This is a genomic window from Phenylobacterium sp. (assembly GCF_004297125.1).
Taxonomy (GTDB): Bacteria; Pseudomonadota; Alphaproteobacteria; order Caulobacterales; family Caulobacteraceae; genus Phenylobacterium.
The window spans coordinates 76,509-99,186 of record NZ_SCVD01000038.1; the positions used below are offsets into that span (position 1 = coordinate 76,509).

Genomic DNA, 22,678 nt, shown 5'->3' on the forward strand with positions numbered 1-22,678 from the left:
CCCAAGGTGTCCGCCCCCCCGACTCAGCTCGCCCTCGCCCCCGCCCTCGTCGTCCTCCCGGGCCCGCGCTGCGCCGTCTGCACCCCCGCCGGTGACGCCCAGCCGCTAAGAGCCCCCGACGCCCGCGACCTCTTCGAATCCGCCCCCGTCCTCCTCGCCCACGCGGCGATGACGGCCCGCCGCCTGGGCCTCCACGCGCCGCCAAGAACCCCCCGCATCTTCGACGCCCTCGAACTCTTCGCCTTCGTCCGCCCCGCCCAGTTCACCGCCCCCTCCGCCGCCGGCCTCGCCCAGGCGCTGAGCCTGCCGGAACCGAAGACCGCCGAGCAGCAGGCCTCCGCCCTCCAGGCCGCCGCCCACGCCCTGCTGGCCGAACTGGCGCTGACGCCCCAGCCCTCCCGCGAGGAGGCCCTGGCCGTGGCCGAGACCCTGGCCCGCGCCGGCTGGCCCTGGGGCTCGGCGGTGATCGGCGCCCTGCGCTCGGCGCCCACGGGCAACATGTTCCGCTCGTCGGGCCTCGACGTCTGGTCCCGGCTCACCGAATGGGAGGCCGAGGCGCCGCCGGGCGAGCCGGGCTCCAAGCCCGTCGCCGCCGCCGACGCCGCGGCGCGCCTGCAACAGCTCCTCACCCAGGCGGGCCTCGACGAAGCGCGCCCCGCCCAGATGGACTATGCGGCCGAGACCGCCCACGTCTTCCAGCCGCGCGAGCGCGAGGGCGAGCCGATGATGATGCTGGCCGAGGCCGGCACCGGGGTCGGCAAGACCCTGGGCTACCTGGCGCCCGCCTCGCTGTGGGCCGAGGCCAACGGCCCGGCGGTCTGGGTCTCCACCTACACGCGGGCCCTGCAGCGCCAGATCGAGCGCGAGAGCCGGGCCATCTATCCGGACGAGAAGGTGCGCCGGGTGAAGGCGGTGGTCCGCAAGGGCCGCGAGAACTACCTCTGCCTGCTGAACTTCCAGGAGCAGGTGAACGCGGCCCAGTTGGGCGGCTCCGATCTGGTGGGCATGGCGCTGGCGTCGCGCTGGGCGCGGGCCAGCCGCGACGGCGACATGACCGGCGGCGACTTCCCGGCCTGGCTGCCCACCCTGTTCTCGGTGGCGCCCCCGGCCCAGGCCTCGGCCGCCAACCTGGTCGACCGGCGCGGCGAGTGCGTCCACGCCGGCTGCGCCCACTACCGCACCTGTTTCGTGGAGAAGGCGGTCCGCGGCTCGCGGCGGGCCGACATCGTCATCGCCAACCACGCCCTGGTCCTGACCCAGGCGGCCTTCGACGGCGCCCGCGCCGCGCGCGGCTCCAAGGGCGACGCCGAAACCACCCATCTGAAGCGGATCGTCTTCGACGAGGGCCACCACCTGTTCGACGCGGCCGACAGCGCCTTCTCGGCGGCCCTCTCCGGGGCGGAGTCGGCCGAGCTGCGCCGCTGGATCCGCGGGCCCGAGGGGCGGGGGCGGCGGGGCAGGGGCCTGGAAGCCCGGCTGCTGGACATCCTGGGGGATCGGGACGAGGCGCGGACCGCCCTGGACGAGGCCATCCGCGGCGCCTCGGCCTTGCCGGGCGAGGGCTGGTCCGGCCGCATCGCCAGCCCCAACGGCGAGGTGAACCCGATCGGCCCGATCGAGCACTTCGTCGTCGCCGTCCTGGAGCAGCTCCGCGCCCGCTCCGCGCCCTCCGAGGTGGGGATGGAGTGCGCCGCGCGCCCGGCCCTGGACCTGGTCCGCGCCACCGCCCGCGAGGCCGCCGCCGCCCTGGGCCGGCTGGAGGCGCCCCTGCTGGCCCTGGCCCGCGCCCTGGAGGACGTGCTCGACGCCGACGCCGAGACCCTCTCCGGCTCCGAGCGCGCCAGGATCGAGGGGGCCTTGAGGGGGCTCGATCGGCGCGCCCGCATGCAGCTCCCCGCCTGGCGCTCCATGCTCCGCGCCATCGACGAGGACGCCGAGGACGACCCGGACTTCGTCGACTGGTTCGAGGCCACCATCATGTACGGCCGCGCCGTCGACGCCGCCTGCCGCCGCCACTGGGTCGACCCCACCGAGCCCCTGACCAACGCGGTGATCAAGCCGGCGCATGGCGTGCTGGTGACCTCCGCCACCCTGGCCGATCCGACCCTCGACGACCCCTTCGCGCTCGCCGAGATGCGCACCGGCGCCGCGCGCCTGCCCGAGCGGCCCAAGACGCTGAAGCTCAGCTCGCCGTTCGACTACGCCGCCAACGCCCGCGCCCTGGTGGTCACCGACGTCGGCAAGGACGACGCGCGCCAGGTGGCCGCGGCCATGCGCGAGCTGTTCCTGGCGGCCGGCGGCGGCGGCCTCGGCCTCTTCACGGCCATCCGGCGGCTGAAGGCGGTTCACGAGCGGATCGCCGCGCCCCTGGCCGACAGGGGCCTGGCCCTCTACGCCCAGCACGTCGACCCGCTGGAGGTGGGCGCCCTGGTCGACATCTTCCGCGCCGAGCAGGACGCCTGCCTGCTGGGCACCGACGCCGTCCGGGACGGGGTGGACGTACCGGGACGTAGCCTGAGGCTGCTGGTCTTCGACCGTGTGCCCTGGCCGCGCCCCGACATCCTGCACAAGGCCCGCCGCGCGCGGTTCGGCAACAAGAGCTACGACGACAGCATCGCCCGCGCCCGCATCGCCCAGGCCTTCGGCCGCCTGATCCGCCGGGCCGACGACAAGGGCGTCTTCGTCATGCTCGACGCCGCCGCCCCCACCCGCCTGTTCTCGGGATTGCCCCCCGGGATCGAGCTCCAGCGCGTCACCCTGGTCGAGGCCATCGAGCAGGTGGAGGCGTTCCTGACGCCCGCCTCGTCATCCCACGGTCAGCCGAAGGCTGAGCCGGGGACCTAAAGCGCCCGCTGCAGCCCCGCCAGGATGGTGGTCCAGCCCTGGACCGTCTGCGCGACCCAGTCCTCCAGCACGCCCTCGTGGGTCAGGGTCACCTCGCAGCCGCCGTCCACGGCCGCGAAGTCCAGCGCCACGCGGGTCAGGCCCGGGTCGTACTGCGGCACGGCGAAGGTGAAGACCAGCCGGTGCGGCCGATCGATCTCCTCGTACTCGCCCTCGTGCAGGACGTCGCCCGTGTCCGGCCGGCGGTCCACGAACACGAAGCGGCCGCCGACCCGGGCGTCGATCTCGGCGCGGACTATCTCCCCGTCCGGCGTGGCGAACAGGAACCGGCGCGCCGTCTTCGGGTCCAGCCAGGCGTCGAACACGCGTTCCGCCGGGAAGGGGTAGCGGTGGGAAACCTTGAGCTCAGCCATGGGCCAGCACCTTCTCCAGTTCGCCCAGCCGCCACGCCCACAGCTTCTTCTGCGCCGCGATCCAATCGGCGGCCTCGTCCAGCGGCGCGGGGTCCAGGGACAGGAAGTGGTCCCGGCCCTCGATCCGGCGCCGGACCAGCTTCGCCCGCTCCAGCATGCGGACATGCTTGGAGACCGAATTCAGGGAGATCGGGAACGGCCTGGCCACCTCGGTCACCCGCGCCTCCCCCTCCGCCAACCGGCTCAGGATCGCGCGCCGCGTCGGGTCGGCCAGGGCAGCCAGCGTCGCATCCAACATATTCACCTCTAGGGGTGAATATTCCGCCAAAAAGAAGGCCGGTCAACCCGGCCTCCTCTGGTCAGCCGCCGCGGGCCCGCATCGCGGCCATCGCGGCCTCCAGCTCGGCCGCGGTGACCTTGCCGTCCTTGTTCGCGTCCACCGCGTCGAAGCGCTCGGCCGGCCGGCCGGCGGCGACCCACTCGGCCTTGTCGACCGCGCCGTCGCCGTTCTTGTCCCAGTTCTTCACGATGTCGGCCGGCGCCGGCATCTGGGCGTAGGCCGCCCCGGCGCCAGCCAGCAGGGCCGTGGCGACGGCGGCGAAAATCATCTTGCGCATCAAGGGTCTCTCCAGAGTGGAGCGCGAGTGGGCTCGCCGAACTTTGCCCGTGTATTTCGCGATTGTGGCGAAGATCAGTGCTTGCCGCGGTCGCGACCGAAGTTGGGCTCGGCGCTCTCCTGGCCCATGGCGACGATGCCGCGGCGGATCTCGCGGGTCCGGCTGAACAGCTCGAACAGCTTGTCGCCCTCGCCCCAGCGGATGGCCCGGCTCAGGGCCTGCAGGTCCTCGGTGAACCGGCCCAGCACCTCCAGCACCGCGTCCTTGTTGGTCAGGAACACGTCGCGCCACATGGTCGGGTCCGACGCCGCGATGCGGGTGAAGTCGCGGAAGCCGCCCGCCGAGTACTTCATCACCTCGGCCTCGGCCACGCCCTCGAGGTCGGCGGCGGTGCCGACGATGTTGTAGGCGATGAGGTGGGGCAGGTGGCTGGTGATGGCCAGGACGAGGTCGTGGTGCTTGGCGTCCATCTCCTCGACCCGCGCGCCGATCCCGGACCAGAAGGCCGACAGCCGCGCCACCGCCTCGCGGTAGGGGGCGTCGTCGCGGGCCTGGGGCGTCAGGATGGTCCAGCGGTTCTGAAACAGCTCGGCGAAGCCCGCGTCCGGCCCCGATTGCTCGGTGCCCGCGATCGGGTGCCCCGGGATCACGAAGGCGGTGTCCGGCACGGCGGCGATCAGCGCATGGGCCACATGCTGCTTCACCGAGCCCACGTCGGTGATCGTCACGCCCGGCTTCAGGCCCGGCGCCGCGGCCCGGGCGGCCGTCTCCATCGACATCACCGGCACGGCGAACAGCACCAGGTCGGCGTCGGCAACGGCCTCGGCCGCGTCCTCGAAGACGGCGTCGGCCAGTTCCAGCGCGACGATCCGCTCCCGCGCGACCGGCGAAGTCTCGGCGACCGCGATGCGGCCCGCCACGCCGGACTCGCGCGCCGCCCGGACCACCGACGATCCGATCAGGCCGCAGCCCACCACGGCGATCTTCGCATACACGGGCTCGCCCATCGATCAGGCCTTCATGAACTCGGCCAGGGCTTCGACCACGGCGCGGTTGTGCTCTTCCAGCCCGATGGTGATCCGCAGGTGATCAGGCAGCCCATAGTTCAGCACCCGGCGCGTCAGCAGGCCGCGCGCGCTGAGGAACTCGTCGGCGTCGGCCGCCGTCTTGCCCGCGACCTTGGGGAACCCCACGAGGACGAAATTGGTCGCCGACGGTCCCACGGTCTCCAACCCAAGGCCGCCCAGCTGCTGGGCCAGCCACGAGCGCCACTGGTCGACGTGGGCGATGGAGCGGGCCTGGAACTCTTCGTCGCCCAGGGCCGCCACCGCCGCGCGCTGGCCGGCGATCGAGGTGTTGAACGGCAGGCGAATGCGGTCGACCGCTGCGGCGATCTCGGCGGGGGCGTAGCCCCAGCCTACGCGCAGCGCGGCCAGGCCGTGCAGTTTGGAGAAGGTGTGGGTGACCACGACGTTGTCCGTGCCGCGGGCGAAGTCCAGTCCGTCCTGGAAGGCCGGGTCGGTGGCGAACTCGCTGTAGGCGCCGTCCAGGACCAGCACGACGCTGGGCGGCAGGGCCGCATGGAGGCGCAGCACCTCGGAGAACGGGATCCAGGTGCCGGTCGGGTTGCCTGGGTTGGCCAGGAACATCAGCCGCGTGCGGTCGTCGACCACCTTCAGCATCTCGTCCACGTCGATGCGGTAGCCGGGTTCCTTGGCGCTCCTCACCTCGGCCTGGCAGGCGCGAGCGCCGATGGCGAAGGCGGCGAAGCCGTACTCGCCCTGCACGATGTTGTCGCCCGGCTCCAGGAAGGCCTGGTTCAGCAGGGCGAACACCTCGTCCGAGCCGCAGCCGAAGATCAGCCGCTCGGGCTCCAGCCGGAAGCGCTGGGCGATGGCGTCGCGCAGGATGCCGGTCCGGCTGTCCGGATAGATCTGCATCTCGTCGGCGGCGCTCATGAAGGCGTCGCGCGCCTTCGGGCTGGACCCGAGGATGTTCTCGTTCGCCGAGAGCTTGATCGGGTTCTCGACGCCGTCCGCCTTCGCCTTGCCCGGCACATAGGCGTGGATGTCCATGATCCCCGGCTTGGGGACAGGCTTGGCCGCTCTGGCGCGGTCGAGGGGTTCTGCGGTGTCGGGCATGGAAGGGCTTGGGGAGTTGGCGGATGGCCGACTTGGCCGGAGCGCCCTCTTACACGTCCAGCGGCGCCGGTGCAGCCCCGATCACGCCGTTGAGGCGCCCGGGCGCGCGGGTCAGGCGCTCATCGTCGCGCTGGTAGAAGCCGGCCAGCACGAACAGCTTCAGGCCGCCGGCTTCGACCGCAAGGTCGGCGGCGACGCCGTCGCGGCTCAGCGCCTCCTCGATGGTCGCGGCCGACGCCGTCGCATCGGTCACCCAGAAGGTGCGGTCGTCGCCGGTCGGCTCCACGTCCACCGCGGCCACGGCCAGCGCCGACATCGGGCCCCAGGCCGAGAGGCAGGGCAGGGCGGCGAACACCTGCAGCTTGGGCTCGGCCAGCAAGCGGCCCCACCAGGCGCTGTCGGGGTCGAGGGCGCAGATCGCCACTCCACCGGGGCTGCGCGCCTGGGCCAGCGCGTCCTCGGCCCTGGCGGCCTGGCGCAGCGGCGGGGCGGCGCCGAACCGGTGACGGGCCAGCTCCACGGCGCGGCCGGGATCGCGACCGCCCCAGACGCTCAGGTGGAAGGGGCCCTGGACCGATAGGCTGTCGCCGATCATCTCGCGCCAGATGCGCACGATCAGGCCGGGGCTGGCGGCGGCGCGTTGCGCGGCGATCAGGCGGCGCAGGATCGCGGCCTCGCGCGCGGGGCGCAGGGCGAACTTGTCACCGTCGCCGGCGGCCTCCTTGGCGGCGGCCACCACGCGCGCCAGTGAGGCCCGCTCGTCCACCAGGCGCAGGAGTTCGGTGTCGAGCGCATCGATGCGCTGACGCACCGCGTCCAGCGAGGGCGCCGCGCCCGTCTTCGCCTTGGACATGAAACTCCCCCAAAACAGGAGCCCGCGACCTAAGGGATTGCGGCGAGAGGCGCAATAGGCCCTTCCGACGCAAGAAAGTTGCAGATGAAACCGGGGCTTACGCCGCCGCGGCGCTCCGCGTCGGGTCGAGGGCCTGCTGCAGGGCCGCGAGCAGTTGCTCGGGCTTCATGGGCTTCTCGACCACGCCGTTCATGCCGGCGGCGAGGTAGGCCTCGGCGTCGTCCGGATCGGCGTTGGCGGTGAGCGCGATGATCGGCACGACGCCAACCGGCCCTGGGATGGCGCGGATCATGCGGGTCGCGGCGATGCCGTCCATGCGCGGCATCTTGATGTCCATCAGGATCAGGTCGAACCGACCGGTGCGGGCGGCTTCCACGGCCTCCTCGCCATCTTCGGCGGACTCGCTCGTGCAGTCGAACATCTCGACCAGCGACTGGGCGACCATGCGGTTGGTGGCGTTGTCGTCGACCACCAGGATATGGGCCGCGCGGCCGGCGTCCTCTGTGGGCTCCTCGACCGTCTCGGGGATCGGAGCGAGCTTCATTTCGAAGGTGGCGGTGTCGGAGGCCCCGGCGTTGGCTTCCTTGCGGAGCTGGCCGTCCATGCCCTTCAGCAAGCGTCTCGCCAGCATGGCCCCCAGTGCGACCTCGAGGCCGAGGCGCTCTTCGATGGCGCGGATACGGGTCTCGGCGTCCTTCTCGTCCCAGCCGGAATCGCGGGGACCACGGACGCGACCTTCCAGGCGGACGCCTTCGGGGCCGCAATGGGCGAATAGGCCGGCCTCGACCGCGCCGCGCGCCTGGGCGCCCACGGCCTCGCCGATGAACCCGTCGAATATCTGCAGCAGGCGCTTGCGGTCGGCCATGGCGGCCGCCTCCGGATCGCCATCGTAGGAGACCAGCAGGGTGACGCCGGCCGCGGCCGCGCGCGGCTGCCAACGGGCCTCGATCTCGTCCATCACTTCCCGCAGCCGGATCGGCTCGAGGGTGAGAGCCAGGCCGTCCACGGCGACGTTCTTGAGGTCCAGTGCGGTATCCAGCATGCGGCGCACGCTGTCGGCGGCCTCCGCGACGCTCGCCACGCACGCCTCCCCGTCCGCCGTCAGGCGCTGACGGGCGAGCTGATCGGTCAGGGCCAGCATTCCGTCCATCTGCTGGCGGATGTCGGCCGTAACTCGGTCGAAGAAGAACTCGGGCAGGGACATGAACCGCCGGGGAGACGAGGAACTTGGGTACCCATTCTGTGCGGGTAGCGCTTGCGTAGAGGTTAAATCTCGCAGCCGCGGGCGGCGAATCTCATCGTCGCGTCAAAAGGAAGCGGGCGGCGGGGCCGTTTTCCCAAAAGAAAAGGCGGCGGACCTTTCGATCCGCCGCCCGCAAGTCGGCGCCTCAGGGAGGAAGAGCGCCTTGTCTAGAACCGGTACTGCAGCTCGACGCCGTAGGTGCGGGGCTGGATCAGGCCGCGGGTGATCGCCGTCCCGGTCTGGACGATCGACGTCGTGCCCGGGTTCGGGCTGGCGAAGATCGCCGTCGGCGTCGTCGACCCGTTCGAGGTGTAGCCCTTGGTGTCGAAGGCGTTCTTCACGTAGCCGATCAGGGTGTAGCGGTCGTCGGCGTCGTTCCAGAGCACCCGGAAATCGGCGACGTCGTACGCCTTCACCTTGTTCGCTTCGCTCTTGAACGGCTGGTAGAAGGTCTCGTCCGTCCAGGTGTAGGTCGCCGAGAGGATCAGCGAACCGGGCGTGAAGTCGAAGGTGTAGTTCGCGTTGCCGGCGAACTTGTTCTCCGGCGACTGGTAGATCTTCGAGCCCTTCAGGGTCTGGAACACCAGGCGGGTGCCGTTCGAGAGCACCGAGCCGCCCGAGGGGGTGGCGTTCGGGTCGAGCGCGCCCGGGTCCGCCGGGTCGTAGAAGCAGCAGCCCTTGGTGATCTTGGTGTGCAGGTAGCCGTAGCTGGCCGACAGGTCGAGGTTGTTGATCGGACGCCAGATGGCTTCCAGCTCCAGGCCGTAGGCCTCGGCGTCGACGTTGACGAAGTTGTTCGCCGCCGCCGTGCCGGCTGCGTTCAGCTGCGATAGGTTGAGCTGCAAGTCCTTGTAGTCGTTGTAGAAGGCCGCCGCGTTCAGCTGGAAGCGCTTGGCGAAGGTCTTCTTCAGGCCGACCTCGAAGGCGTCCACCTGCTCCTGCGTGGCTTCAGGCTGCGAGGACAGGGTGCCCAGCAGGAAGCCGCCCGACTTGTAGCCGCGGCTGTACTTCGCATAGGCCAGGGTGTCGGTATCCGGCGTCCAGTCCAGGTTCAGCACGCCCGTGACGGCGTCCCAGCTGTTCTGCAGCGTGCGGAAGTTCTGCACGCCCGGCGTGGTCGGATCGGCGTCGGTGGAAACATCGAATGCGAACGCCCCGCCCGCGAGCGCCGGCGACGGCGTCTGGATGATCAACCGCTGGAACTCGGTGCCTTCCTTTTTGTCCTTCGTGTAGCGGAGGCCGGCGGTCAGGGCGAACTGCTCGTTGAACTCGTACGTGCCCTGGCCAAACACGGCGAAGGCCTTGGAGGTGAGCGTCGCCTGGGTATCGGCGAAGTTCCGCAGCGGGTTCGGCGCCGCGGCCGTGCCGGTCAGGGTCAGCGGGTTGGCCAGGGCAGCCTGGTTCGGGTTCCCGAGCTGGATCCGCTGGCGGTACTCCTCGCGGTACTGATAGGCGCCGAGGATCCAGCGGAAGGGGCCGTCGCCGCTCGAGGTCAGGTTCACCTCGTTCGAGAAGTAGCGCTTGTGCTCGTTGAAGTCCGTGGTCTGGGTCGGGAAGTACAGCTGGCCCGCCAGGATGCCGGGGATCCCGGTCGTCCGGCTGGTGCCGTCGTAGTCGCCGCCGGTCTGGTAGTTGTACTGCTGGAAGCCGCCGATGTACTTCAGCGTCGCGAAGCCCAGGTCGTAGGCCACGCTGGTGGTCAGCACGTGGTTGCCGCGCAGCTGGCCGTAGCCGTCCGTGTTGGTGTTCATCACGTACGGATCGGTCACGCCGGGGTTCGGCGTCGTGTAGCCGAACTGCGGGTTGACCTGGAGCTGGCCGATCAGGCCGAACACGCGGGTGGTGTCGTAGGGCGTGACCAGGTTGGCCAGGCGGTCGCCGACGCCGGTGGTGTCGTCCCAGCTGGAACGGTTATAGCGGGCGAAGATCGACAGTTTCTCGGTGGGCTCGGCTTCGATTTGGAACTCGAAATAGGTCCGCTTGATCGTGCCGGCGTCATTGGCGGGGCCGATGTTCTTGATGAACCCGTCCCGCTGGTGATCCTGGCTGCCGCCGATCTTGAAGCGCAGGTTGTCGGCCACCGGCAGAGAGACGACGCCTTCGATCCGCGTGCGGTCGTAGTTGCCGTACGAGGCGCGGATCTCGCCGCCGAACTCGTGGGCCGGGCGCTTGGAGATCTGGTTGATCGCGCCGCCGATGGCGTTGCGGCCGTACAGCGTACCCTGCGGCCCGCGCAGGATTTCCGTCCGCTCGATGAACATTGGCGTCTTGAACAGCTCGGACGATGAGGCGGAGTAGAAGCCGTCCGAGTAGGACGCCACGCCCGGGTCGTTGCCGATGTAGAAGGTGTTGCGCCCGGCGCCGCGCAGGCTGACGCGGTCGGTGCCGGAGTAGTTCATGCCCGGCGTGAAGTTCACGAAGTCCTGGATGCCGGTGATGCCGGCGATGTCGCGGCGTTCCGACGTAAAGGCCGAGACGGCGACCGGGACGTCCTGCAGGGACTGCTCGCGCTTTTCAGCGGTGACGACCAGTTCCTCGAGGGTGGCGCCCTCGTCGCCGGCGACTTGAGCGAAGGCGGGTTGCGCCACGGCGGCCAGTGCGGCGAACGAGACGCCGGCGGCCAGTAGTGCGCGCATGGGCGCGGTTTTGCGAGACATAAGGGTCCTCCCGAGGCGCGGGCGGTCAGGCCGTCCGGTCTCGTGTTTTGCATATTGTTGGAGCGGGCGCGGGGAGGCGCCCGGGGCCGCGGACCCTCAATGGGTGTTGGGCGCGCCGTCAACTGTACAGCGATAACTTACAACGTAAACGACACGGTTTTGCGCAAGTGTGGCGAAAAGACCGCATTTTCGAATTCACCGCGCAAAATCGAACGCTGGTCTCTGAGCCCTTGCGTGGTTAGGGATTGGTGAATGTCGAATCGACCTCGAATGCGTACCGCTACCTCAAAATTGATGGCGGTTGGCAGCGGCGCGGGCCCCGCCAAGCCGAGACGCGACTGGGCTCAGGCTTCGGTCGCGCGGAATATCCGGCGTCCGGCCGGGGCAGGAGCGCAGAACGGGTCGAGGCAGCAGGCGGCGCGGCCGGCCTCGACGTAGCTGGCCTCGTGCCACCACAGGCCCGCGCTCTTCGCCGGCCGCGACCTGCGCACCGGCGCCGCCTCAGAGGCCTTCATGCTGGCGAAGGGACCGAGGATGGCGGGGATATCGAACACCTCGCCGTTCTTGACCACGTAGCGGACGGCCGCGGCGTCCTCGATCCGCGCCAGCGGATCGCCGTTCGCCACCACGAGATCCGCCAGCATGCCGGGCGCGATCACGCCCAGCGGCTGCTCCAGGAACTCGCCCGAATAGCGGGTCGCGGTGGTGAGCGCCTCGAAAGGCGTCATGCCGAACCTCACCATCGCCCGCAGGTTCATGTGGAGGCTGACCCCGTTGAAGTCGATCGGCGAGTCGGTGCCGGTCACCACCCGGCCGCCACCCTGCAGTATGGCTCGCAGGTGGGCCACATTGGCCTGGAGCGCCGCCAGCGGAACCGTGTTGTCGCCGGCCGCCGACTGCTCGGCCCGCGCCTTGAGCCGCGCATATTCCCACGGCGGATAAAGGGCCTGGGTCCGGGGATCGTCCACCAGGGAGCGATCCGAGCCGTACATCGCCGAGGCGGTGAACAGGGTCGGCGTGCGCCGCGCCCCGCTGGCGGCGAACAGGGCCGTGACGTCCTGGTAGCTGACGCCCAGCTGGCTGACGGTGCGCGAATAGCCGGTCCGGCTGGTGGCGCCGATGTGCTCCATGCCGTCCAGGCCGAACGACAGGGCCGGATAGTGGTAGTGCGACGTCACCGGGATGCCCTGGCCGTGCGCCCACGCGGTGATGTCGCGTTGGGCCTGCAAGGGCTGGCGGACGTAGGACTTGAGCAGGTCGTAGCTGAGCGCCTTGGCGCGGCTGAGCTCCAGCGCCATCTGGCCCGGCTCGGTCACCGGCCGCATGAAGTTGTAGTAGATCCGCGAACCGTCGATCGCCTCGCCGGTGGAGAAGTAGCGCGGGCCGACTCGGGCGCCCGCGTCGATCGCCTCGCGGTCCTCGACCATGTGGTAGCAGGGCGAACCCGGCGAGCGGGTGGTGGTGACGCCCAGGGACAGCCACAGCCGGCCCTCGCGGTCGCCGTAGCCATAGCCCTGCATCTGGCGGTGCGCATGCATCTCGACCAGGCCGGGGATGACGGTGGCCTGGCTCGCGTCCACGACCCTGGCGTCGCCGGTGGCCGAGCCCGCCGGGACCAGGTCGGCGATGCGGTTACCGACCACGACGATGTCGACGTCCTTGCGCACGTCCGGCGTCAGGCCCTGCCAGACCCGGGCGGCGCGGACGACCACGCGCCCCTTGGGTTTGGCCACGGCCCAGGTGATCCCGTGCGGCAGGGTCGCCGCCGCCCCGCCGGTCGCCGGGATCATCCGCAGCTCGCCGTTGCAGAGGTAGAGCAGTTTCGAGCTGTCGCCGCTCCAGGTCGGCGCGTCGGTGACTTCGGTGTTGAGCGCGCGCGGCGGGGCGGTCATCGCGCCCCTGGCGTCCACGGGCGCGACCCAAAGGCGGCTGGCGAAGACGAAAGCCAGGCTCTTGCCGTCCGGCGACCAGACCGGACCGTCGTCGCCCCGCGTGCCCAGCGACTTGTCGGGGAAGACGGGTTGGTAGGTCGCCGCCCCCGTGGCCACGTCGATGGTCAGGATCTCGCTCAGCCCCTCGCGGAAGCGGGCTGAGTAGGGCTTGAACGCCGCCAGCGCCAGGGTCTTGCCGTCCGGGCTCCAGGTCGGCTTGCCCGGCTCCCAGATCGCGCCGAACACCTGGACGATCCTGCCGGTGGCGACGTCCACCGTGTGCAGCGATCCGGCCTGGTCCAGGAAGGCGATGGTCCTGCCGTCGCGCGACCAGGCGGCCGACAGCGCGGCGTCCTTGTGCCGGGTGAGGTTGCGCTCGGCGCCGGTGGCCATGTCGCGGAGCCAGATGTCGAGCGTGCCGCCGCGGTCGGTGGAATAGGCCAGGGTCTTGCCGTCCGGCGACCAGGCCGGGTCGCACACCCAGAAGCCGTCGTCGACGATCCGGCTCGCCTTGCCGCCCAGGGGCAGGAGCCACAGCGCGTTCAGGGCGCGGAACACCACCTGGCGGCCGTCCGGCGACAGCGCGGGGCTGCCGATCCCGACGACGGGCTTCCGGCCGGCCCCGTCGTAGTCGCGCTGGCGCTTCCTGTAACTGGGGCGCGTCACCGGGACCGAGATCGTAAAGGGAATCTCGGTCACGACCCCGGCCGGCGTCCTCCGGCGGATCTTGCCGTCCGCGGCGTAGACCATGTCGCCGCCGGGCAGCCAGGCAGGCCGGAACGGGAACACGTCCTCGCCGCTCACCAGGACGCCGCTTGGTCCGTGGAGCTCGGCACGGCCGTTGGCCAGCGCCTGGTAGACGATCCTCGCGCCGTCGGGGGTGAAGGCGGGACTGCGCAGCTCCACCGGGTTCAGGCGGTCCGCCGAGGCCTGGATGCTGGGGCCGACCGTGCGCGCTCCGGCGGAGTCGACGATCTCGACCCTGGCGCGGTCGACCGCGAACGCGATCCGCTCGCCGTCAGGCGCCCAGGCGGGCTCGCAGGCCTGGCCCTCCGCCGACGCCCAGAGGGTCACCGCGCCGGTGGCGAGGTCGAGGACGTGGATCGCATAGGCGCCCGTGCGGTCCGAGCCGAAGGCCACGCGCCGGCCATCCGGCGAGACGCGCGGCTCGCGGCAATCGAAGGGCCCCTGCGTGTGCTGGGTCAGCCCGGTTCCGTCGGCGCCCACGGACCAGACCTGGAAGGTGCCGTCGCGATAGGACTGGAACACCAGCCGCTTGCCGTCCGGCGACCAGTCCGGCTGGGCGCCGTCCGTGAGGTCGTCGGTCAGCCGTCGCGCCGCGCCGCCCGCGACTGGCAAGGTCCAGATTACCCCGTAGAGGTCGAACGCCAGGGTCTTGCCATCGGGCGAGGCCGAGACCGCGATGTTGGTCCCCTCGGTGATCGCCACCTGCCGCGGCGGCTCGACCCCTTTGGCCTGCTCCGCCGCGCGGACGGGCGCGGCCAGGGACGAGGCGGCGATGCCCGCCCCGCCCAGTGACAGGACCCGGCGCCGGTGGATCCCCTGGCGAGGCGGCTTACGCATCGATCACTCCCCCGAACGCCGGCTCAGAACTTCACCGCCACCTTGGCATAGTAGAAGCCGCCGGCGATCCCGAAGGGGGAGTACTGGTTGAAGTAGGTGAAAGGCCCGGTCGCCGCCCCGCGGTTCGCCGGCTGCACGATATCGGGCAGCACGTCGGTCAGGTTGTTGGCGCCGATCGAGAAGCGGATGTCGTCGGTGAAGTCGTAGGCCACGTCCAGGTCCACGATGCCGGTGGGCGAGACTGTCTCGTCCAGGTTCGGGTTCACCGAGTTCCGCTGGATCACCTTGCCATAGCGCGTGACGCGCAGGTTCACGGTCACCTTGTCGATGGTCCACTCGGCCGAGGCGATCTGCTTGTTGCGCGGGGTTCCGACCGTGAAGTTGCCGATCTGGCCGCGGCCCACCAGCACCAGACCGGCTGCCGCCAGGGCCGGCGGCGGGGGGGTGATGCGGTCGAACTTGGTCTTGTTGAAGTTGGCCGAGAAGGTCCACTTCACCGCGCCGTACGCGCCGAAGTCGGTGCGGTAGTCCGCGACGAAGTCCAGGCCGCGCGTCGTCGTGTCGGCGGCGTTGGCGTAGTAGAACGCCGCCTGGCCGCCGGGCAGGCCGGCGCTGATCAGGGCCGCGCTGACGGCGGCGTTGGGGCCCAGCTGCTCGCTCTGCAGGATGCGGTTCTTGATCTCGATCTCATACACGTCGACCGTCGCGCTCAGGCCCGGCAGCGGCTGCATGACCAGGCCGACCGAGTAGTTGGTCGACTTCTCCGGCTCCAGCGGCTTGGCGCCCAGGGCGATGGCGGCGGGGTTGTTGGTCGGCAGGATCTGCGACGGGCCCAGCTGCGCGGGCTGGCCGGGCAGGGCGACGTTGATCGTGCTGGCCGAGCCGTAGTGCTGCTGCTGCAGCGACGGCGCGCGGAAGCCGGTCGAGGCGGTGGCGCGGATCGCATAGCCCTCGATGGGCTCCCAACGCACCGACGCCTTGCCCGTCTCGGCGGTCCCGAAGTCGGAATAGTCCTCGTAGCGGCCGGCCAGCGAGATCTCGAAGTTGTCGGTCAGCGCCTGCTCGATGTTGAGGTAGAGGCTCTTGTTGTTGCGCTTGAAATTGCCCGCCGTGGTCGGCGGGAAGCCCGAGACGCCGTTCGCGCCGCCGGCGACGGCGGCCAGGTTGGTCGCCAGGGGATGGCCGGCCGGATAGCGGAACGGCCCGGTGTCGTAGGACTCGTGCTGGCCGGCGGTGATGGTGAACTCGCTCTCGCGGTATTCCGCGCCGGCGGCGACGAACATCGGCTTGGCCAGGCCGAGGTCGAACTCGCGGCTGATGTCGAAGTTGCTGGTCCACTCCTTGAAGGTGAGCGTGCCCAGGTAGAAGTAAGTCGGCGACGCCGGGCCGTACGAGGCGTTCAGCGAGTTCTCGAAATAATCGACCTTGTTGCGCGCCAACGAGGTCGAGAGGTCCCAGTCGAATCCCAGCACGCCCGAGCCCTTGGCGCCGAGCGCGGCCTGGTAGTCGCGGTCCTTCAGGAACAGGCGGGGCGAATAGCCGTCCGGATAGACTGTCGCGTTGTTGTTGAAGGCGCTGGGCGCCCGGAAGGTCAGCCAGGCCGCCGAGTTGCGGCTGGAGACGGTGCCGAAGCTGTAGAGCTTGACGTCCGGCGTCACCTCCCAGGCTCCATTGTAGCCCAGCGAATAGAGCTGGGAGGCTGGCGAGCCGGGGTGTGAGACGTGGCGGTCGATCGTCTGTTCGCGCGGATCCGGAACGCCGGGCGAGATCGGGAAGTAGAGGTTGGCGGTGGCGGGCGTGTACTTTCCGCGATCCACCAGGTTGGTCGTCCGCGCGTCCAGGGTCACGTTGATGAAGGCCGTCTCGCCCAGCCCCAGGCCGTAGTTCAGCGATCCCTGCAAGGTCTCGCCGTCCCCCTGCAGCGTCGTCCCCGCCAGCGCCGTGAACGAGCCGCCCTCGGCATTATCCTTAAGGATGATGTTGATCACGCCGGCCAGGGCGTCCGAGCCGTACTGGGCCGAGGCGCCGTCGCGCAGCACCTCGATCCGCTGGATGGCCGACGACGGGATCAGGTCGAGGTCCGGCGGCGACTGGCCCGCCTGGGTGGTGCCGTTGACGAACAGGATGGCGGTGTTGTGCCGGCGCTTGCCGTTCACCAGCACCAGGGTCTGGTCGCTGGCCAGGCCGCGCAGCGACACGGTCTTGATGGCGAAGCTGGCGCCCGCGCCGGAGTTGGAGGTGTTGGCCGAAGGAACGAGCGTGGAGATCAGGTCCCGCGTGGACTGCTTGCCGCTCTTCTCCAGGATCTCGGCGGTGAGCACGTCGATCGGGGCCAGGCTGGTGGTCACCGTACGCACGGTGGACCGCGTGCCTGTGACGATCAGTTCGTCGACCACCTGGGGCGCGGCGGTGTCCGCGTCACCCTCGGCCGCGCCCGCGGCGCCGGCCAACGCCACGGCGAGGCCCGAAATGCCCCCCAGCAGCCACGCCTTGTGAAGTCCCCGCATCCAGCCCCCGCTCCATAAGCCATCCAGCCCTCTCGCGAACGCTTCCCCCGGGCAGCCCTCGGGTGGATTTCCCGGGCCGTTCTCTGCATCGATCTGACGTGTGCGATTGGCGCGATGCAATCGGTGCGGCGTCTCAAGTGTAAAGTCGAAGAAGATGCTGCTAACTCATGCATATCGTCGATTCTCAGGGTGCTTCGTAAGCATCTCTCCATTCTTGTTCGGTCATCGTCCGTCAGGTTGCGATTTTATACAAAGGATACATTTTGACGATCCTGTCGAATTCGTAAGCATGTCCGGATTTGATCTGCGGGTGGCGTCGGGCGGCCCAAGCCTCTGCGGCGCGCACGAAAAAGGGGCGGCGGATCGCTCCGCCGCCCCCGAAGGCTTCCCTGGAAGAGCTGGGTGCTACCAGCGCTTGGTGATCGAGACGCCGTAGGTGCGCGGCTCGGTGTAGAAGGCGTTCCGGTACAGGCCCGAGCTGTCGTCGGTCAGGTAGAAGTCGGTGATCGCCTTCTCGTTGGTGGCGTTCTTCATGAAGCCGGCCACCTCGACCCCTAGATCGCTGTTCTCGATGGTCAGCGTCAGGTTGACGTTGTCCCAGGATTTGATGCGGTCCGGAGTGGAGTTGTAGATCCGGGCGAAGGTCTTGGTCTGGTGGTAGTAATCGCCGCGCAGCGTGGCGTCCCAGTCGCCCATGGTCCAGGTATACTGGGCCCCCAGCGAGATGGTCCAGTGCGGGGCGTTCGGCAGCTGGTTGCCGTCCAGGTCGACCACTACGCCTTCCGAGACCAGGCCGCCGAAGGCGTTGGTGCCGGCCGCAATGGCGCCCGTTCCGTTGATGTTCGTGCCCGCGCCGGCGGCCGAGGCCAGGGTGCAGACGCCGAGCAGATTGAACGGGTTGGGCGTGAAGCCCGGCACCTGGCCGTTGGAGATGGCCAGGGCGGTCGCGGCCGCAGCGGTGGAGACCACGCAGTTCGAGGCGCTGCTCGACTTCACCACCGTCAGGCCCGGATTGCTCTGGGTCCGGTTGAAGGTGTCGATCGAGGTGGCGTTCTTGATCTTGGTGTCGAGATAGCCGATCGCCGCGTTCAGCCGCAGGCCGTCCACCGGCTGCCAGATCGACTCGAACTCGGCGCCCATGACCTCGGCGTCGATGTTCTCGTTGGTCGAGGCGCGGTTGACGATCTTGGAGACCTGATAGCCCTTATAATCGTAGTAGAACCCCGTCATGTTGAGCTGCATCGTGCCGTTGAGCAGCGTGTTCTTGGTCCCGATCTCGTAGGAGTTGATGAACTCCGGACGGAAGGTCGCCGGGGTCGGCACGACCCCGATGCCTGGGCTGGGCGGCGTGTTCAGACCGCCGGCCTTGTAGCCCCGCGAGTAGAACGCATAGAGCAGGGTCTCGTCGGTGAAGCCCAGGTCGGGCTTCCAGTCGAACCCGAACCGTCCGGTCGGCTCCTTGAACTTGGTCTTCAGGATCGCCGGCGCCCCGGTGAGCGGACCGCCGATGCCGAGGCCGGGCGTGCCGAGCACCACCGAGTGGTTTTCGACTTCCTTGCTGTCGACCGTGTAGCGGAGGCCGAGGGTCCATTTGAAGTTGTCGGACATCTGCCAATAGACCTCGCCAAACGCGGCGTAGGAGGTCAGGTCGTATGGCCCGTAGCTGTCGTAGTAGTTGTGGCCGCTCCGGTTCGGATCGGCGTTGGGGTCGATCGACACGCAGGGGGCCGCGCCCGTGCAGTTGGCGTTGCCCGTCGTGAGCAGATTGTTGATCTGGTAGTAACCGGTCCCCGTGTTGAACATCACGTAGTAGTCGCCGGTGGCCTGGAAGCGCGAGAAGATGCCGCCGACGTTATAGTTGAACGGCCCGTCGAAGTTCGACTGGAACCGCAGCTCGTGGCTCCACTGCGTGGTGTAGCCGGACGAGATGTCGCTGGTCGTGAAGCGGTTGAACGCGCCGTTCTGCGGATCGCGGATCGTCCCGCCGGGGAACAGACTGGCATAGATGGCGGCATAGCCTGGCACCCCGGCGAAGGCGTTCACCGGGTTGGGCGTCGTGTTGAAGTTCGTGCTGGGCGTGTAGCGGTTGTAGTCCTGGCGCGTGTAGAGCTTGGAGACCGTGTAGGCGGTCAGCCAGTTCAGCGTGACGTTCTCGGTGACGTCGAAGGCCGCGTTGAATTCATAGATGTCGGTCTTCGCCTTGTAGATCGGGTCGAAGGTCGATTCGATGTCGCGGATGCCCGGCGTCTGCATCTTGCCGGCATAGGCGTCGCCGGTCTGGAAGCCGCCCAGGGCGCCGAACAGGCCGCCCAGCGTCGCCTGGGAGTTCACGGTGCCCAGCGCGTCCGCCGAATAGAGCGAGGTGGGCGAGCAGCCCTGGCTGAACAGACCCCGCTGAATCTGGCCGATCAGACCGCCGGCCGCGGTGGAATAGCCCAGGCCGCCGACGCTGGCGGGGCCGGTGTCCTTGCTGCAGAACTGCTTGCCGATCCGCGAGCGGTTGTCGTCTTCCTCGAAGTGATCCCACATCGCCCAGGCGCGGAAGCGATCCGTCGGATTGAACGCCACGGTCGCGCGGACCCCATAGAGGTCACGGTCGTCGGCGTCGTTCCCGGTGACGATGTTCTCGCCGAACCCGTCGCGCTTGAGGTACGAGCCCGCGAGCCGCACGGCGAGCGTGTCGCCGAGCGGGACGTTGATCATCCCGCGCGCCTTCATGGTGTTGTAGTTGCCGTACTCCGCGCGGAGGTTGCCCTCGAACACGTCCTTCGGCTTGGCGGTGATCAGATTGACCACGCCGCCGGTGGCGTTCCGGCCATAGAGGGTGCCTTGCGGGCCGCGCAGGACCTCCACCCGTTCCACGTCGTAGAACTCGGTCTCGAAGAGGTTGTTGGCGATCAGCGGGGCGTTGTTCAGGTGGATGCCGGTGCCGGCGTCGCCCGAACCGGCCACCAGCTTCGAGCCGATGCCGCGGATCTGGAAGTTGTAGCCGGTGAAGTTCCCCTTGGAGAAGTTCACGTTCGGCACGGCCAGCACCAGGTTCGGGCCGCCATCGATCTTGGATTTCTCGAGCGCGTTCTGGTCGAAGGCCGAAACGGCGATCGGCACGTCCTGGAGGGCTTCCTCCTTCTTCTGGGCCGTGACGACCAGTTCTTCGATCACGTTCGCCCCAGCCGTCTGGGCCAACGCGGGCGTCGCGAACGCGGTTAGGGCCGAGGCGCAGACGCCAGCAGCCAGCAGACTCCGAAGAGTGCGGGTATCCTTCATATTGTTCCTCCCAGGGCGTCCGGGCTCTTTTTGTTGGCCCGTGGTCCGCCGTCACGCCGCTGAAGCGCAAGCCGGCGAGGAGGCGGCGCAGCCCCCCGTTCAGCTTCGACAACGGTCCACCCGTGTTCGCCGACTGTCAACGCAAGCTAGACAGCGTAAGGGATTGCGGGGTCGCACTGTGGCGCCCGGAACACCGAAGCTTCCCTAGCGTCGCTTCCCTGGAAGGCGCTTCTCGCCCATATGGGGCCGATGATCGACGGCGCTCTCGTGCTCTTTTCCGGCGGCCAGGATTCCACGGCGTGCCTCGCCTGGGCCCTGGAACGCTACAGCCGCGTGGAGACCGTGGGCTTCGACTACGGCCAGCGCCACGGGGTCGAGCTGCAGGCCCGGCAGGCGGTGCGCGCCCGCGTCGCGCGCGAGTTCCCGGCGTGGGCGACGCGGCTTGGGCCCGACCACATGCTGGACATCCGCACGTTCGGGGCCCTGGCCGAGACGGCCATGACCTCGGAGCGGGCGATCGAGATCACCGAAAAGGGGCTGCCCTCGACCTTCGTCCCGGGCCGCAACCTGGTCTTCCTGACCTACGCCGCCGCGCTCGCCGACCGTCGGGGGCTGAACGCGCTGGTGGGCGGCATGTGCGAGACCGACTTCTCGGGCTATCCCGACTGCCGCCGCGCCACCCTCGACGCCATGGAGACCGCGCTGAACCTGGGGATGGAGCAGGCCTTCCGCATCGAGACGCCGCTGATGCGCCTGACCAAGGCCGAGACCTGGGCGCTGGCCAGGACCCTGGGCGGCGAACCGCTGGTGGCGATCACCGTCGAGGAGAGCCATACCTGCTATCTGGGCGAACGCGGGACGCTGCACGCCTGGGGCTACGGCTGCGGCGCCTGCCCGGCCTGCGAGCTTCGCCGGCGCGGCTATGAGGCGTGGGACGCCGACGGCAGGCCCCTCCTACCATGAGCTATGCGGTCAAGGAGATCTTCCTGACGCTCCAGGGCGAGGGCGGCCAGGCCGGCCGTCCGGCGGTGTTCTGCCGCTTCGCCGGCTGCAACCTGTGGAGCGGGCTGGAGCGCGACCGGGCCAAGGCCGTCTGCACCTTCTGCGACACCGACTTCGTGGGCATGGACGGCCCGGGCGGCGGCCGCTTCGCCGATGCGGACGCGCTGGCGGCGGCTGTCGAGGCGGCCTGGCGGGGCGGACCGGACGACCGCCTCACCGTGCTCACCGGCGGCGAACCGCTGCTGCAGGTGGACCCCGCGCTGATCGCGGCCCTGCACGCCCGCGGCTTCTCCATCGCGCTGGAGACCAACGGCACGCTGCCGGTCCCCGACGGCGTCGACTGGATCTGCGTCAGCCCAAAGGCCGACGCGCCGGTGGTGCAGACCCGCGGCCAGGAGCTGAAGCTGGTCTATCCGCAGGAAAAGGCCCCTCCGTCGCGCTTCGAGGACCTGGATTTCGAGCGCTTCCTGCTCCAGCCGATGGACGGCCCGGACCGCGTCGTGAATACGCAGGCCGCGATCGCCTATTGCCTCGAACACCCTCGGTGGCGTTTAAGCGTCCAAACCCACAAATACCTCGGCATCGCCTAGGCTTTACCGCCGGGCCGCCCAACCGCGTTTGAGATGAGCCAGCCCACCTTCGAGATCACCAAGGCCGCGACCTTCGACGCCGCGCACCACTTCCCGCAGGGGCCGGAGCACCGGCCCTATTCGAACCTGCACGGCCATTCCTTCAAGGTCGAGGCGACGGTCCGCGGCCCGGCTCAGGAGCCCGTGGGCTGGGTAGCCGACCTGGCCGACCTGGACGCCGCGCTCAAGGCCGTCGCCGCCCAGCTCGACCATGGCCTGCTGAACGAGAAGCCCGGGCTGGAGCGCCCGACGCTGGAACACATCTGCCTCTATTTCGCGGAGCGGCTCACGCCGACGTTCCCGGGCCTGTCGCGGATCGTCGTCTCCCGCCCCACCATCGGCGAGAGCTGCGCGCTGAGCCTCTGACCTAGCCGGTCTGCTTCTGGCCGTCGGAGCCGCGGCGGCGGGGCCCCTTGTAGGCCGGGTCGTTCCGCCGGCGGCGATCGGGGCCGAAGTAGTCGTCGGTGCGCACGAAGCTGCGCGGATTCTCGATGGCTTGGTTCAGCCGCTCGATCACGCCGCGCGCGGTCAACGGCTTGGCCAGAAACTCGCTGACGCCGGCGTCGCGCGCCTCGTTGACCCGGGCGAAGGTGGAATGGCCGGTGATCATGATCACCGGCGCCATCTGGTTCGGGCTGTCGGGCGAATTGCGCAGCAGGCGGACGAAGTCGATCCCGTCCAGCGGCTGCATCGACAGGTCGGTCATGACCAGGTCGATGGGATGGTCCCGCATCATCTGCAGGCCCTCGGCGCCGTCGTTCGCCTCATAGATGTGATGCACGCCGATCGCGCGCAGGATCTCCGCCAGGAGCACGCGCATGTAGTGGTTGTCGTCCACCAGCAGGATCTTCAGGAGGTCGTAACGCACGCTGCGATCCTACCGGTGCACTGTGACGGGGGCCATCCACAAGCTACGCCCCGCTCGTTGAACGGGTTGCGTGGATTAGGGTGCCCCGCGTTCGGCGGTCAATCGTGTATCGTGGTTACTCG

Annotated in this window: 16 protein-coding genes; 4 read left to right on the forward strand and 12 right to left on the reverse strand. The window is 69.4% G+C overall.

Annotated features, from left to right (window positions below; translation table 11 throughout):
* The first annotated feature begins 6 nt into the window (after positions 1–6).
* Complete coding sequence (locus tag EPO51_RS24460) at positions 7–2,844, forward strand: ATP-dependent DNA helicase (RefSeq protein WP_293356041.1); 2,838 nt, start codon at positions 7–9, stop codon at positions 2,842–2,844.
* Here the strand turns inward: EPO51_RS24460 and EPO51_RS24465 are convergent.
* The 11 genes from EPO51_RS24465 to EPO51_RS24515 all read right to left on the reverse strand — a co-directional run bounded on the left by EPO51_RS24465 (position 2,841) and on the right by EPO51_RS24515 (position 20,057).
* Positions 2,841–3,257: an SRPBCC family protein gene (locus tag EPO51_RS24465; protein ID WP_293356044.1), complete on the reverse strand. Its 417-nt coding sequence runs from the start codon at positions 3,255–3,257 to the stop codon at positions 2,841–2,843. The genes EPO51_RS24460 and EPO51_RS24465 overlap by 4 nt on opposite strands.
* Positions 3,250–3,555 (reverse strand): ArsR/SmtB family transcription factor, encoded by a 306-nt coding sequence (locus EPO51_RS24470; RefSeq protein WP_293356047.1) that lies wholly within the window; start codon positions 3,553–3,555, stop codon positions 3,250–3,252. Before EPO51_RS24470 ends, EPO51_RS24465 begins: the two co-directional genes overlap by 8 nt.
* A 61-nt stretch (positions 3,556–3,616) precedes the next feature.
* A complete protein-coding gene (locus tag EPO51_RS24475) occupies positions 3,617–3,874 on the reverse strand; it encodes a lipoprotein (protein ID WP_293356050.1) in 258 nt (85 codons plus the stop codon).
* 74 nt (positions 3,875–3,948) lie between these two features.
* Positions 3,949–4,881, reverse strand: coding sequence for a prephenate/arogenate dehydrogenase family protein (locus tag EPO51_RS24480; protein WP_293356053.1), 933 nt, complete (start codon positions 4,879–4,881; stop codon positions 3,949–3,951).
* A gap of 3 nt (positions 4,882–4,884) precedes the next feature.
* On the reverse strand, positions 4,885–6,015 hold the full coding sequence (locus EPO51_RS24485; RefSeq protein ID WP_293356056.1) for a pyridoxal phosphate-dependent aminotransferase: 1,131 nt from the start codon (positions 6,013–6,015) through the stop codon (positions 4,885–4,887).
* Between the two features lie 49 nt (positions 6,016–6,064).
* Complete coding sequence (locus tag EPO51_RS24490; RefSeq protein ID WP_293356059.1) at positions 6,065–6,868, reverse strand: chorismate mutase; 804 nt, start codon at positions 6,866–6,868, stop codon at positions 6,065–6,067.
* A gap of 97 nt (positions 6,869–6,965) precedes the next feature.
* Positions 6,966–8,072, reverse strand: a complete 1,107-nt coding sequence (locus tag EPO51_RS24495; protein WP_293356062.1) for an ATP-binding response regulator — start codon at positions 8,070–8,072, stop codon at positions 6,966–6,968.
* Positions 8,073–8,278: 206 nt separating this feature from the next.
* The gene (locus EPO51_RS24500) at positions 8,279–10,768 is read right to left on the reverse strand and encodes a TonB-dependent receptor (RefSeq protein ID WP_293356065.1); all 2,490 of its coding nucleotides are present in this window, start codon (positions 10,766–10,768) and stop codon (positions 8,279–8,281) included.
* A gap of 344 nt (positions 10,769–11,112) precedes the next feature.
* Complete coding sequence (locus EPO51_RS24505) at positions 11,113–14,283, reverse strand: amidohydrolase family protein (protein WP_293356068.1); 3,171 nt, start codon at positions 14,281–14,283, stop codon at positions 11,113–11,115.
* A 23-nt stretch (positions 14,284–14,306) separates the two neighbouring features.
* Positions 14,307–16,790 carry a TonB-dependent receptor plug domain-containing protein gene (locus EPO51_RS24510; protein WP_293356071.1) on the reverse strand — a complete coding sequence of 828 codons (2,484 nt, stop codon included), beginning with the start codon at positions 16,788–16,790 and terminating at the stop codon, positions 14,307–14,309.
* A 405-nt stretch (positions 16,791–17,195) separates the two neighbouring features.
* Entirely contained in the window at positions 17,196–20,057 is a 2,862-nt protein-coding gene (locus EPO51_RS24515; RefSeq protein ID WP_293356074.1) for a TonB-dependent receptor, read from the reverse strand.
* Between the two features lie 240 nt (positions 20,058–20,297).
* Here EPO51_RS24515 and queC point away from each other — a divergent pair, with 240 nt between their 5' ends.
* The 3 genes from queC to EPO51_RS24530 are packed head-to-tail and all read left to right on the forward strand — an operon-like array spanning position 20,298 to position 22,054.
* Positions 20,298–21,020 (forward strand): 7-cyano-7-deazaguanine synthase QueC, encoded by a 723-nt coding sequence (queC, locus tag EPO51_RS24520; protein WP_293356077.1) that lies wholly within the window; start codon positions 20,298–20,300, stop codon positions 21,018–21,020.
* The gene (gene queE / locus EPO51_RS24525; RefSeq protein ID WP_293356080.1) at positions 21,017–21,649 is read left to right on the forward strand and encodes a 7-carboxy-7-deazaguanine synthase; all 633 of its coding nucleotides are present in this window, start codon (positions 21,017–21,019) and stop codon (positions 21,647–21,649) included. The genes queC and queE overlap by 4 nt, the downstream gene beginning before the upstream one ends.
* Positions 21,650–21,682: 33 nt before the next feature.
* On the forward strand, positions 21,683–22,054 hold the full coding sequence (locus tag EPO51_RS24530) for a 6-carboxytetrahydropterin synthase (RefSeq protein ID WP_293356083.1): 372 nt from the start codon (positions 21,683–21,685) through the stop codon (positions 22,052–22,054).
* A 1-nt stretch (position 22,055) separates the two neighbouring features.
* Here EPO51_RS24530 and EPO51_RS24535 read toward each other — a convergent pair whose 3' ends face one another.
* Entirely contained in the window at positions 22,056–22,556 is a 501-nt protein-coding gene (locus EPO51_RS24535; RefSeq protein ID WP_293356086.1) for a response regulator, read from the reverse strand.
* Between the last annotated feature and the right edge of the window lie 122 nt (positions 22,557–22,678).

Coding starts and splice junctions, on each gene's coding strand:
- EPO51_RS24530 (WP_293356083.1), top strand. CDS start 21,683: ATGAGCCAGCCCACCTTCGAGATCACCAAGGCCGCGACCTTCGACGCC.
- queC (WP_293356077.1), top strand. CDS start 20,298: ATGGGGCCGATGATCGACGGCGCTCTCGTGCTCTTTTCCGGCGGCCAG.
- queE (WP_293356080.1), top strand. CDS start 21,017: ATGAGCTATGCGGTCAAGGAGATCTTCCTGACGCTCCAGGGCGAGGGC.
- EPO51_RS24470 (WP_293356047.1), bottom strand. CDS start 3,555: ATGTTGGATGCGACGCTGGCTGCCCTGGCCGACCCGACGCGGCGCGCG.
- EPO51_RS24485 (WP_293356056.1), bottom strand. CDS start 6,015: ATGCCCGACACCGCAGAACCCCTCGACCGCGCCAGAGCGGCCAAGCCT.
- EPO51_RS24490 (WP_293356059.1), bottom strand. CDS start 6,868: ATGTCCAAGGCGAAGACGGGCGCGGCGCCCTCGCTGGACGCGGTGCGT.
- EPO51_RS24465 (WP_293356044.1), bottom strand. CDS start 3,257: ATGGCTGAGCTCAAGGTTTCCCACCGCTACCCCTTCCCGGCGGAACGC.
- EPO51_RS24475 (WP_293356050.1), bottom strand. CDS start 3,874: ATGCGCAAGATGATTTTCGCCGCCGTCGCCACGGCCCTGCTGGCTGGC.
- EPO51_RS24515 (WP_293356074.1), bottom strand. CDS start 20,057: ATGAAGGATACCCGCACTCTTCGGAGTCTGCTGGCTGCTGGCGTCTGC.
- EPO51_RS24500 (WP_293356065.1), bottom strand. CDS start 10,768: ATGTCTCGCAAAACCGCGCCCATGCGCGCACTACTGGCCGCCGGCGTC.
- EPO51_RS24480 (WP_293356053.1), bottom strand. CDS start 4,881: ATGGGCGAGCCCGTGTATGCGAAGATCGCCGTGGTGGGCTGCGGCCTG.
- EPO51_RS24495 (WP_293356062.1), bottom strand. CDS start 8,072: ATGTCCCTGCCCGAGTTCTTCTTCGACCGAGTTACGGCCGACATCCGC.
- EPO51_RS24505 (WP_293356068.1), bottom strand. CDS start 14,283: ATGCGTAAGCCGCCTCGCCAGGGGATCCACCGGCGCCGGGTCCTGTCA.
- EPO51_RS24510 (WP_293356071.1), bottom strand. CDS start 16,790: ATGCGGGGACTTCACAAGGCGTGGCTGCTGGGGGGCATTTCGGGCCTC.